6 protein-coding genes are annotated in these 11,883 nt (G+C 72.0%); 1 reads left to right on the plus strand and 5 read right to left on the minus strand.

Annotation, left to right across the window (positions count from 1 at the left end):
* Positions 1–133: 133 nt before the first annotated feature.
* Together ABD327_RS26470 and ABD327_RS26475 are read right to left on the minus strand one after the other, a co-directional pair.
* The gene (locus ABD327_RS26470) at positions 134–4,957 is read right to left on the minus strand and encodes an NAD-glutamate dehydrogenase (protein ID WP_344453893.1); all 4,824 of its coding nucleotides are present in this window, start codon (positions 4,955–4,957) and stop codon (positions 134–136) included.
* 117 nt (positions 4,958–5,074) lie between these two features.
* Entirely contained in the window at positions 5,075–6,589 is a 1,515-nt protein-coding gene (locus tag ABD327_RS26475; RefSeq protein ID WP_344453895.1) for a serine/threonine protein kinase, read from the minus strand.
* A 371-nt stretch (positions 6,590–6,960) separates the two neighbouring features.
* Here ABD327_RS26475 and soxR point away from each other — a divergent pair, with 371 nt between their 5' ends.
* On the plus strand, positions 6,961–7,500 hold the full coding sequence (gene soxR / locus ABD327_RS26480; protein ID WP_344453897.1) for a redox-sensitive transcriptional activator SoxR: 540 nt from the start codon (positions 6,961–6,963) through the stop codon (positions 7,498–7,500).
* Here soxR and ABD327_RS26485 read toward each other — a convergent pair.
* The 3 genes from ABD327_RS26485 to ABD327_RS26495 all read right to left on the minus strand — a co-directional run bounded on the left by ABD327_RS26485 (position 7,497) and on the right by ABD327_RS26495 (position 11,676).
* Positions 7,497–8,210, minus strand: coding sequence for an HAD family hydrolase (locus tag ABD327_RS26485; RefSeq protein ID WP_344453899.1), 714 nt, complete (start codon positions 8,208–8,210; stop codon positions 7,497–7,499). The two genes, soxR and ABD327_RS26485, sit on opposite strands and share 4 nt — an antisense overlap.
* Positions 8,211–8,282: 72 nt before the next feature.
* On the minus strand, positions 8,283–9,908 hold the full coding sequence (gene pruA, locus ABD327_RS26490; protein ID WP_344453901.1) for an L-glutamate gamma-semialdehyde dehydrogenase: 1,626 nt from the start codon (positions 9,906–9,908) through the stop codon (positions 8,283–8,285).
* A 127-nt stretch (positions 9,909–10,035) separates the two neighbouring features.
* Positions 10,036–11,676, minus strand: coding sequence for a glycoside hydrolase family 3 protein (locus tag ABD327_RS26495; RefSeq protein ID WP_344453903.1), 1,641 nt, complete (start codon positions 11,674–11,676; stop codon positions 10,036–10,038).
* Between the last annotated feature and the right edge of the window lie 207 nt (positions 11,677–11,883).

Consider the following 11,883-nt stretch of genomic DNA (forward strand, 5'->3'; position numbering starts at 1 on the left):
CCGCTGCGGCTCCGTACCGGCGTACTCCTTTCTCACGAGGTCCCGCTCATCCAGAGGTCCCGCTCATCCGAAGGGGGAGGGCGGCCGGATCCGCTCCGGCCGCCCTTCCCCTTCCGCCGTCTCCGGCCCTCCCTCAGTCGGGGAGGGTGCTGGCCTTCACCAGGGTGCGGATGGCGCGCAGCGCCACCGACAGGGTGGCCAGGTCGTAGCTCTCGCTCTCCCAGATCTCCGAGAGCGTCTGCCGCGAGCGCCTCACCGCCGCCGCGTTCTTCTCCGTCCACTCCTGGAGCCGGACCCCCGGCTCGGCCGTGCCGGTCTTGCGCAGCACGTCCAGGGTGAGCTCCGCGTGGGCGGCGTACAGGTCGTCGCGGAGCGCCCCGCGCGCCATCGAACGCCAGCGGTCGTCCCGGGGCAGCGCGGTGACCCGGTCCCGCAGCCGCGACAGCTGGAGCCGGTGGGCCAGCTCGAAGTAGACCTCGGTGACCTCCCTGATCGGGCGGTCGGCCTCGTGGGCGATCTCCACGATGTCCAGCGTCGAGTACGCCGGCACCATCATCGCCGTCTGCTCGGCGACCTCGACCGGCACGCCCTGCTTCACGAACGCGTCGCGCCGGTCCTCGAAGGCCTCCAGGTCCCGCCCGCTGAGCAGCTCCGGCAGGGACTCCACCAGGCTCAGCGCGCCCTTGGAGAAGAAGCCGATCGACTCCTCGATGTCGAAGGGCGCCCGCCGGTTGTGCAGCATCCAGCGCGCGCCCCGCTCGGTGAGCTTGCGCGCCTCCAGCAGCATCCTGATCTGGACCTGCTGCTCGACCAGCCCGTCGAGGGACTCCACCTCCGTCCAGTACCGCGGCATCTGGAAGACCTCGCGGGCCACCAGGTAGGCGCGGGCCAGGTCGGCCGCCGACGCCCCCGTCTCCTCGTTCAACCGGAAGATGTAGGTGGTGCCGGAGTTGTTGACGACGTCGTTCACCACCTGGGTGGCGATGATCTCCCGCCGGAGCGGGTGCCGCATCATCTGCTCGCGGAACCTGTCGCGCAGCGGGGTCGGGAAGTACTCGACCAGCCACTGCGTCAGGTACGGGTCGTCGGGCAGGTCGGAGCCGAGGATCTCCTGGTCCAGGGTGAGCTTGGAGTAGGCCAGGACCACCGCGAACTCCGGCGAGAACAGGCCCTGCCCGGCCTGCCGCCGCTCGGCGATCGCCTTCTCGTCCGGCAGGTACTCCAGCCTGCGGTCGATCTTGCCCTCGCGCTCCAGCTTGCGCAGGTAGCGGGCGTGGACGTGCATCATGTCGCCGGCCTGGGCGCAGGCCCCGCCGAGGACGACGTTCTGCCGGTAGTTGTCCCGCAGCACCATGACGCCGACCTCGTCGGTCATCTCGTCCAGCAGGGCGTCGCGCTGCCGGACGGTCAGCTGCCCGTCGCGGACGATCTGGTCCAGCAGGATCTTGATGTTCACCTCGTGGTCGGAGGTGTCGACCCCGGCGGAGTTGTCGATGAAGTCGGTGTTGATCAGCCCGCCGGCCCTGGCGAACTCGATCCGGCCGAGCTGGGTGAGGCCCAGGTTGCCGCCCTCGCCGACCACCTTGCAGCGCAGGTCCGCGCCGTCCACCCGGAGCAGGTCGTTGGCCTTGTCCCCGACCTCCGCGTTGCTCTCGGTGGAGGCCTTGACGTAGGTGCCGATCCCGCCGTTCCACAGCAGGTCGACCGGAGCCTTCAGGGCCGCCCTGATCAGCTCGTGCGGGGTGAGCGAGACCTTCTCCCCGTCGATCCCCAGCACCGCCTTCACCTGCGGCGTGAGCTCGATGGACTTGGCGGTCCTGGGGAAGACCCCGCCGCCCGCGGAGATCAGCGCGGTGTCGTAGTCGGCCCAGGAGCTGCGGGGCAGCCCGAACAGCCTGCTCCGCTCGGCGAAGGAGGCGGCCGCGTCCGGGTCCGGGTCGAGGAATATGTGCCGGTGGTCGAAGGCGCAGACCAGCCTGATGTGCTCCGACAGCAGCATCCCGTTGCCGAACACGTCGCCCGACATGTCGCCGACGCCGACGACGGTGAAGTCCTCGGCCTGGACGTCGCGGCCCAGCGAGCGGAAGTGGTGCTTCACCGACTCCCACGCGCCGCGGGCCGTGATGCCCATGGCCTTGTGGTCGTAGCCGACCGAGCCGCCCGAGGCGAACGCGTCGCCCAGCCAGAAGCCGTACTGCCGGGAGACCTCGTTGGCGATGTCGGAGAAGCTGGCGGTGCCCTTGTCCGCGGCGACGACCAGGTAGTAGTCGTCGCCGTCGTGGCGCACCACCCGCGGCGCGGGCACGACGGCGCCGTCCACCAGGTTGTCGGTGAGGTCCAGCAGGCCGGAGATGAACTCCTTGTAGCAGGCGATGCCCTCGGCCAGCCAGGCCTCCCGGTCGACCGCCGGGTCCGGCAGCGCCTTGCCGACGAAGCCGCCCTTGGCCCCGGCCGGAACGATCACCGTGTTCTTGACGCCCTGGGCCTTGACCAGCCCCAGCACCTCGGTGCGGAAGTCCTCGCGCCGGTCCGACCAGCGCAGCCCGCCCCGGGCCACCGCGCCGAAGCGCAGGTGCACGCCCTCGGTCCGGGGCGAGTAGACGAAGATCTCGTACTTGGGCCGGGGCTGCGGCAGGTCCGGGATGCGGGAGGAGTCGAACTTCAGCGACAGGTAGGGCTTGCCCTGCCAGAAGTTGGTGCGCAGCGTCGCGGAGATCATGGCGGCGAAGCTGCGCAGGATGCGGTCCTCGTCCAGGCTCGCGACCCCGTCCAGCAGCTCCGCCAGCCGGGCGTCGATCGCGGCCGAGCGCTCCGGCTCGCCGGGGGCGCGGTCGGGGTCCAGCCGGGACTCCCACAGCTCCACCAGCAGCCTGGTGATCGGCGCGTTGGCCCGCAGCACCTGCTCCAGGTAGTTCTGGGTGAAGGCGGTGCCGGCCTGGCGCAGGTACTTGGCGTAGGCCCGCAGCACCATGATCTGCTGCCAGGTGAGCCCGGCGTGCAGGACCAGCGCGTTGAAGCCGTCGCTCTCCACCTCGCCCCGCCACAGCGCCATCAGCGCGTCCTGGAACATGCCGCGCAGCCGGGTCTCCTCGACCTCGGAGGCCGAGTGGCGCAGCCCCAGGTCGTAGATCCAGTAGCGCCTGCGGTCCCCGGTGCCGATCTCGTACGGGCGCTCGTCGACGACCTCGACGCCCATGTTCTGCAGCAGCGGCAGCACGTGGGAGAGCGAGATCGGCTCGCCCCGGTGGTAGATCTTGAGCCGCATCTCGCCCGGGAGCGCGTCGTAGGGCTCGTACAGCCGCATGGTCGTCTGCGCGCCCCCAGGGGCCTCGCCGAGCGCGTCCAGCTGGGTGAGGTCGAAGACGGCGGTCGAGGCCGGGAAATCGGCCTTGTAGCCCTCGGGGAAGGCGTCCCCGTACTTGACCGACAGGCGCCGCCCCGCCCCGTCGCCGAGCCGGGTGGCGATCGCGTCGGTCAGGTCGTCGGTCCAGGAGCGGGTGGCGGCCGTCAGCCGCCGCTCCAGCGCCTCCACGTCCACGTCGGGCAGCGGATGCCCGCGTTCGGCGCGCACCACCACGTGCAGCCGCGCCAGGACGCCTTCGGTCACCTGCGCGCTGTAGTCGACCGCGACGCCGTCGAACGCGCTGCGCAGGATCTCCTGGATGCGCAGCCGGATCTGGGTGGTGTACCGGTCGCGAGGCAGGTAGACCAGGCACGACATGTAGCGCCCGTAGTCGTCCTTGCGCAGGAAGAGCTTCACCTGGCGGCGGTCGCGCAGCCGCAGGACGCCCAGGGCGATCGGCACCAGGTCGTCGACGGAGGTCTGGAACAGCTCGTCGCGCGGGTAGGCCTCCAGGATCTCCACCAGGTCCTGCCCGTTGTAGGACTCGGGGCTCACCTCGGCCCGGTCGAGCACCTCCTCCAGCTTGCCGCGCAGCAGCGGGATGTGGGAGATCGACTCGGAGTAGGCGACGTGGGTGAACAGGCCGAGGAAGCGCCGCTCCCCCACCACCCGGCCGTTCTCGAATCTCTTGACCCCGATGTAGTCCAGGTAGTGCGGCCGGTGCACGGTCGCCCGGCTGTTGGCCTTGGTGAGCACCAGCATCTTCGGCTCGCGCGCCCTGGAGCGCGCCTCGGGCGGCAGCGCGGCGAAGCTGCCGGACTCCTTCTCGGCGTTCTTCGCCGCGCGAAGGATGCCCAGGCCGCTGCCCGGGACGGGCCGCAGCGCGCTCCCGTCCTCGCTCAGGTCGTAGTCGCGGTACCCCAGGAAGATGAAGTGGCCGTCGGCCAGCCAGTTCAGCAGCTCGACCGACTCGGCGAGCTCCCTGGCCGGCAGCGGCGGCGGTTCGTCCTTGATCCCGGCGGCGATCAGCACCGCTCTGGCCCGGATCTCGGGACCGTCCTCGTCGGCGACCCTGACGTCGTCCAGCACCCGCTCCAGGCCCGCCCGCAGTCCGGCGAGCGCCGCCGGGTCCGCGATCCGGTCCAGTTCGATGTGCACCCAGGACTCGTCGATGTCGTCGATGATGTCCCGGCTGAACCGGAACCGCTCCAGCCGCCCGTCGGCGTCGCGGTCCACCCCCAGTCCCGGGTGGAAGATCCGCTGGACCGCGTGGCCCTGCCTGCTCAGCTCCATGGTCAGGGAGTCGATGAGGTACGGCATGTCCTCACTGACCACCTGGACGACGGTGAACCCGGGGTCCCACCCGTGCTCGGCCACCGTGGGCGTGAAAAGCCGCAGCCTCGCCTCGCCGGGGCGCCGCTCCCTGCCGAACTCCCGGTGGGAGAGGGCCGGGCCGCACACGTCGGCGGGTTCTCGGCCCAGCAGGTCCTCGGGAGCCACCTGCCGGTAGTAGAGGCGGAGGAACTCCAGCACCGCCGCGTGCTCGGACGCGTCGGCGCAGGTCTCGGCGGCCCGCCGGAGAAGGTCGTCCTTGGCCACATCGAGTTTGCTCATGAGAGAAGCGACCCCTTCATCACTCCGTTGTGATGTGGAAACCCTTACCCTCAGCAAGCCTAGTGCCGCCCGCCCCCGCGGAGGCCGGAGTCGGCGGGACCGGTCGGTCCGCGGGGCTCAGGGGACGACGACGGGCGGGGTCGTCGGGTCCACCGGCGTGGTGGTCGGGGTGGGATCCGGGTCCGGGTCGCCGGTGTCGGGCGGCGGGATGGTCGGCGTGGGATCCGGGTCCTTGGTCGGCGGCGGGTCCACGGGGGGGCGGTCCGGGTCCTTGCTGGTGTTGCTGGGCCGCGGCCCCTTGGTCTCGGTCTCGCCGGGCTTGGCGGGGCCCGAGGACTTGGACGGGAACACGGTCGTCGTCTCCGTGACCGGGTTGCCGTTGCTGTCGGTCGTGGTGGGGACCGCGTCGGGGGCGGCCTCGGAGCTCCTCTTCCGGCGGTCTTCGACCTGGGCGGGATTGCCGCCCCTGGACGGACCGGGGGAGACGGTCTCCTCGGCGCCCGAGATCTTGTAGACGACGAACCCGGCGCCGCCCGCGGTGAAGACCGCGAAGGACACGGCGGCCGCCGTGATGAACCACGGGACCTTGGCGGCGCGGCGGGCGCGCGCCTCCCGGCGCGGGTGGGTGCCCGTCACCGTGGCGGCGGGCGGGAGGTCGTTGCCGTTGCGGCGCGCCCACTCCTGCGGGCTGACGCCCTTGACGCCGGCCGCCGGGTCGAGCGAGGTGCGGTTCGGGTCGGCGACGGCGCCGTCGGCCAGTCCGGCCCCGACGCTGAGCACCGCGGTGGTCCCGCCGGGCGGGACGGCCGCGGGCATGCCCCCGGGCACCGCCTCGGCGTGGCCGAGCAGCCGCATCAGCAGGTCGCGGGTGCGGGGCCGGGCGGCGGGGTCCTTGTCCAGGCAGTCGAGGATCAGCTCCCGCAGCGGGCCCTCGAGGCCGCCCAGGTCCGGTTCGTGGTTGGCGATCCGGTTGATCACGGCCATGATCGAGTCCTGGCCGAACGGCGGGTTGCCGGTGGCCGCGTAGACCATGGTGGAGGCCCAGCAGAACACGTCGCTGGCGGGCCCGACTTCGTCGGCCTCGACCTGCTCGGGGGACATGTAGGACGGGGTCCCGATGACCTTGCTGGTGAGCGTGGTGGACGCCGAGGTGGCCTTGGCGACCCCGAAGTCGATCACGCGGGGCCCGTCCGGGCCGAGCAGGACGTTGTGCGGCTTGAAGTCGCGGTGGATGATCCCGGCCTGGTGGATGGAGACCAGCGCGGTGGCGGTGCCGACGGCCAGCCGCTCCAGCTCCGACCCCGCCAGCGGGCCGTCCTCCTGGACCCTGGCCTGCAGGCTGGGCCCCGGCACGTACTCGCTGACCGTGTAGAACTGCTCACCGTCCGCGCCGACGTCGTAGAGCCTGGCGGTGCAGAAGGGCGCCACCTTCTTGGCGACCTCGACCTCCCGCAGGAACCTGGCCCTGGCCTTGTCGTCGGACTCCAGGTGCAGCAGCTTGATCGCGAACTCCTGGCCGCCGTCCGAGTGCCGGCCGAGGTACACGACCCCCTGGCCCCCCTCGCCCAGGCGGCCTTCGATGTCGTACGGCCCCAGCCGCAGCGGATCACTAGATCTGAGTGCCGCCACCATCTCCAGCAATCCCCCGTCGTTCCGACTTCCGCATGAAGGACATCGCGCCTCTCGCCTGTCCGTGGGACCGGCTCCCGCGCGCCTTCGCCCCGTCTGAAACACCCATGTTTCGCATGGACTGTATAGCGACGCGAGGCTTCCATGCAGTAGAGGACGTCCCTATCGTTACTTCTCCGAAGCGGTCGTCGAGGTTCCCGACCCCACCTCTTCTCAGACGCCCCAGGGGTGCTCATCCGTTGCTCCGCCACCGGAATTCTTTTCAGATCCCTGGTCAGAACACGCGCCCCGAGGCGCTTCTGATGGATCTTGTGATTTCCCTCACAGACGCCCCGCAGTGCCATTCCGTCGGACCACTTGGCTAGGGTCTGGGCATGGCGGAGGGGATCCGGAAAGAGCTCACCATCGGCGAGCTGGCGGCGCGCAGCGGGGTGGCCACCTCGACCCTGCGCTTCTACGAGCGGGAAGAGCTGATCCACAGCCGCCGCACCAGCGGCAACCAGCGCCGGTACGGCAGGGACATGCTGCGCCGGGTCTCCTTCATCAAGGTCTCCCAGGGGGTGGGGATCTCGCTGGCCGCCATCCGCCGGGCGCTGTCCGTCCTGCCCGAGGGGCGCACGCCCACCCGCGCGGACTGGGAGGCCCTGTCGCAGGGCTGGGAACGGGACCTCACCGAGCGCATCACCGTGCTGACGCGGTTGCGCGACGACCTGACCGGCTGCATCGGCTGCGGCTGCCTGTCCCTCGACCTGTGCCCCCTGGTCAACCCGGGCGACGCCATGGCCGCCCAGGGCCCGGGAGCCCGCCTGTTCGCCTCCGCCGGAGAGTCCGGGCGGGACGAGCCGCAGGACGCCGGGCCGAAGGACGAGGACGCCGGCCGGGAGCCCTCCTCCGGCCCGCAGGCCTGCCGCTAGCCGTCCCGCCGGGTCAGCCTGTCGACGGCGGCGACCACCGCGGCGGTGTCGGCCAGCGTCGGGAGGACGAAGTCGGCGCCCGCTCCGCGCAGCTCGGTCTCGGTGGCGGTGCCGGTGGCCACGCCCACGCAGCGGGCGCGGGCGATCTGCGCGGCCCGGACGTCCAGCGGATGGTCGGCGATCAGCACGGTGGCGCCCTCCGCGATGGTCGTGCCGTGCTTCTGCGCCGTCTTGATCCGGGACGTCTCGATGGTCGCGCCCTTGGGGTAGACCGGGGAGAAGTAGCCGCCGACCGACAGGTCCAGGTGCCGGTCGAGCCCGAGTTCGGCGAGCTTGATCCGGGCGGTGGCCTCCAGCGAGCCGGTGAGCACCGACTGCGCCGCCCCCGGCAGCCGCTCCGCCGCCTGCAGCGCCTCGGCGGCCCCGGGCAGCACCCTGGCGTGCGCCCGCACCTTGTCCCTGCGGACCGCGAACGCCGTCTCCAGCGCCCGGGTGAAGGCCTCCAGGTGCTCGTCCTCGGTCTGGACGCCGTTGAACGCCAGCGTCTCGAAGATGATCTCCGATTCGGTGCGCCCCGCCGTCGGGGCCATCCGGACCATGGGTCTGCCGGTCACCGCGGTGAACGCCTCGGCGTAGGCCTCCCGGGTCACCCGCCCGGCGTCGAGAAGGGTGTGGTCCAGGTTCCAGAGGATCAAACGGTCACGGCGCACGCGCACATCGTAGGGCGAAACCGGCCCGCCACCCATGGGTGAGCGCCGTTCTTCCCCGAACGCCTCCCGGGACTACCCCTGGTGCGGGTAGCGGTGGCCCGTCGGCGGGACGAAGGTCTCCTTGATCGTGCGGGCGTTCACCCAGCGGATCAGGTTGAGGACCGAGCCCGCCTTGTCGTTGGTGCCGCTGGACCTGGCCCCTCCGAACGGCTGCTGCCCGACGACCGCGCCGGTGGGCTTGTCGTTGATGTAGAAGTTGCCCGCGGCGAAGCGCAGCCGCTCGACGGCCCGGGCGACGGCCGTCCTGTCCCGGGCCATGATCGAGCCGGTGAGGCCGTAGACGGCCGCCGACTCCATCTGCTCCAGCATCTCCTCGTAGCGGCCGTCCTCGTAGACGTGGACGCCCAGGATCGGCCCGAAGTACTCCTTGGTGAACAACTCGTCCGAGGGGTCGTCGCACGTGAGGACCGTCGGCCGGACGAAGTAGCCGTCGGTGTCGTCCGCGGTGCCGCCGACGAGCAGCCCGACCCCGTTCGTGCCGATCCGCTCCAGCGCGGCCCGCTGCTTGGCGAAGGCCCTCGCGTCGATGACCGCTCCCATGAACAGCGAGAGGTCGCGCGCCACGTCGCCCATGGTCAGCGACTCGACGGCGTGGGCGAGGTCGTCCCTGATCCGGTTCCACAGGGAGCGGGGTACGTAGGCGCGGGACGCCGCCGAGCACTTCTGGCCCTGGTACTCGAACGCGCCGCGCACCAGCGCGGTGACGAGCGGCTCCGGGTCCGCCGACGGGTGGGCCACCACGAAGTCCTTGCCGCCGGTCTCGCCGACCAGCCGGGGGTAGGAGCGGTAGCCGGCGATGCCCGTCCCGACCGCCGACCACAGCTGCTGGAAGGTGGCGGTGCTGCCGGTGAAGTGGATGCCGGCGAGGTCCGGGTGGGTCACCGCGGCCTCGGCGACCGCGTGGTGGCGGCCGGTGACCAGGTTGACCACCCCCGGGGGCAGCCCGGCCTCCTCCAGCAGCCGCATGGTGAAGTGCGCGGCGAACGCCTGGGTGGGCGAGGGCTTCCACACCACCGTGTTGCCCATGAGCGCGGGCGCGGTCGGCAGGTTGGCGGCGATCGAGGTGAAGTTGAACGGAGTGATCGCCAGGACGAACCCCTCCAGCGGCCGGTACTCCATCCGGTTCCACACGCCCGGCGAGGACTCCGGCTGCTCGGCCAGCAGCCGGCGGGCGTAGGCCGGGTTGAACCGCCAGAAGTCGATCAGCTCGCAGGCGGAGTCGATCTCGGCCTGGAAGGGGCTCTTGGACTGGCCGAGCACGGTGGCGGCGTTGAGCACCTGCCGCCAGGGCCCCGCCAGCAGCTCGGCCGCCCGCAGGAAGACCGCGGCCCGGTCCTCGAAGCTCAGGGCCCGCCACCCCGGGGCCGCCTCGCGCGCCGCCCGGACCGCGGCGACGACGTCCTCGCCCGTGGCGTCGCGCATCGTCCCCAGCACGCGGCGGTGGTCGTGCGGCTCGACCACGTCGATCGGCTCCCCGCCGCCGAGCCGCTCGAGGCCGCCGATCGTCATGGTGAGGTCCAGGCGGGCGCCGCCCAGCTCCTTGATCTTCTCTTCCAGCAGGGTGCGCTCGGGGCTGCCCGGCGCGTAGGACAACACCGGTTCGTTCACCGGCCGGGGAACATCCGCCACCGCGTCCATGGCTTCTCCGCAGGCTCTCGGCTCGGCCCGGCACCGGGCCCTGACGGCTCTCACCTCTGTATACCTCGAACCGGCGGCGGTAACCGGACGCGGCGAGGCGCCCCGTCGACGGCGGAGGCCCCGCAGGTCACAGGGGGTCGGTCAACCCGCTCCCCAGCGGTGCGCCGCCGGGCAGGGAGACCGGCAGCCGCCCCTTCGGCGGGGTCTTCCCCGACAGCACCCGGGCCAGCCCGCGCAGCGAGACCTCACTACCGGAGTAGGTGGCCGCCATGGCGTGCGAGGATCCGCCGTACCGCAGCGCGTACGGGCTGGCGATCGCGACGTAGACCACCTTGCGGTTCTTCGCGGTGCTCTTCAGGTGGTCCCGGGTGCCCGAGCTCGCCGACGTCACGACGATGACGTGCGTCTTGGCCTTCTGCTCACCGGTGATCTGGACGCCCTCCTTGCGGAGCGCCGCGGCGATCCTCGCCTGCTCGGGGCCCTCGACGTAGACGGAGCCCTTCAGCGGCAGGACGGCGTTCTTGTTGTGCACCACGGTCACCGCGCTCGTCGCGACCTCCTGCGCCGTCCGGCGGTGCTCGGCGCGCACCGCCTGGCCCGCCGTCGCCGGATCGGCCCGGACGTCGGTGAACAGCCCGCGGTTCTCCTTGAGCCGGAGGATCCGGGTGACCGCGTCGTCGAGCCTGGCCGCGGGGACCCGGCCGCTCTTGACGGCGCCGAGCACCTTGGCGCGGGCGGCGTCCAGGTCCGGCGGCATGAGCAGCAGGTCCGCCCCGGCCAGGAGCGCCCGCACCGCGGCCTCCGGAGCACCGCCGGGCACCTTCGCCCCGGCCATGCTCAGCGAGTCGGTGACGATCACTCCCTGGAAGCCGAGCTGCCCGCGCAGCAGCCCGGTCAGCACCTTCTTGGACAGGGTGGCCGGCTGCTTGGACGGGTCGAGGGCCGGGACGACCAGGTGCCCCGTCATGATCGCGTCGACTCCGGCGGCGATGGCCGACTGGAACGGCGGCGCGTGCAGCTCCTGCCACTTGGCCGTCGAGTTCTTGATCACCGGCAGTCCGGTGTGGCTGTCGACGTTCGTGTCGCCGTGCCCGGGGAAGTGCTTGGCCACCGCGGCCACGCCCGCCGAGCGGTAGCCCTCGATCGAGGCGGTGACCATCCGCCCGGCCAGCGCCGGGTCCGCGCCGAACGAACGCACGCCGATCACCGGGTTGTCCGGGTTGACGTTCACGTCCGCGACGGGCGCGAAGTTCAGGTTGACGCCGGCCGCCCTCAGCTCGGCTCCGGTGGCGGCCGTCGCCGCGCGGGCCAGGTCCGTGTTCCCGGTGGCCGCCAGCGCCATGGCGCCCGGGAAGTCCGTGGCGAACTTCGCGCGGGTGACCAGGCCCGTCTCCTCGTCCGCCCCGACGAGGAGCGGCACCCTGGACGCCGCCTGCAGCCCGTTGGACAGCTTCGCCGCCGCCTGCGGGCTGCTCAGGTTCCCCGGGAAGTAGATGAAGCCGCCCACCTTGTACTTCTTGATGATCCGCTTGCCGTCCGCGGCGTCGCGGACCGTCGGCATGAACAGCTGGCCGACCTTCTCCTCCACGCTCATGCCCTGCAGCAGTTCGGCGGCGAGCACCCCCGTCTGCTCGGCGCTCTCCCGCGGTGTGCCCGAGGCGCTCGGTGCGGTCGGCGCGGCGGCCTGCTCGCTCTTGCCGCCCGACGCGGAGCAGCCTGCCAGCAGAGTCCCGCCGAGGACCAGCGCGATGATTCGTCGTACCCCCATAGGCGGCGAGAGTAGCGCCACCCCCGCCCTGCCCCGGCCCCCTCACACGCCGAGCGGACCCGCCCTTTCCCTAATAAGGGGCACGGCCGGGCGACCGGATGGCCGCCCGGCGGGACATGCCCCCGGCGGGGCTCCCCGTTCAGCGGGCCAGCCTGCGGGCGGCCATCCGGGCCGCCCCGGCGGCGCCGTGACCCGCCGGGCTCGGGT

This window comes from Actinocorallia aurantiaca, assembly GCF_039533685.1.
GTDB lineage: Bacteria > Actinomycetota > Actinomycetes > Streptosporangiales > Streptosporangiaceae > Actinocorallia > Actinocorallia aurantiaca.

What these genes read in the sequence shown, in the direction of transcription:
- ABD327_RS26470 (WP_344453893.1), bottom strand. Translation starts at nt 4,957, where the DNA reads ATGAGCAAACTCGATGTGGCCAAGGACGACCTTCTCCGGCGGGCCGCC.
- ABD327_RS26475 (WP_344453895.1), bottom strand. Translation starts at nt 6,589, where the DNA reads ATGGTGGCGGCACTCAGATCTAGTGATCCGCTGCGGCTGGGGCCGTAC.
- soxR (WP_344453897.1), top strand. Translation starts at nt 6,961, where the DNA reads ATGGCGGAGGGGATCCGGAAAGAGCTCACCATCGGCGAGCTGGCGGCG.
- pruA (WP_344453901.1), bottom strand. Translation starts at nt 9,908, where the DNA reads ATGGACGCGGTGGCGGATGTTCCCCGGCCGGTGAACGAACCGGTGTTG.
- ABD327_RS26495 (WP_344453903.1), bottom strand. Translation starts at nt 11,676, where the DNA reads ATGGGGGTACGACGAATCATCGCGCTGGTCCTCGGCGGGACTCTGCTG.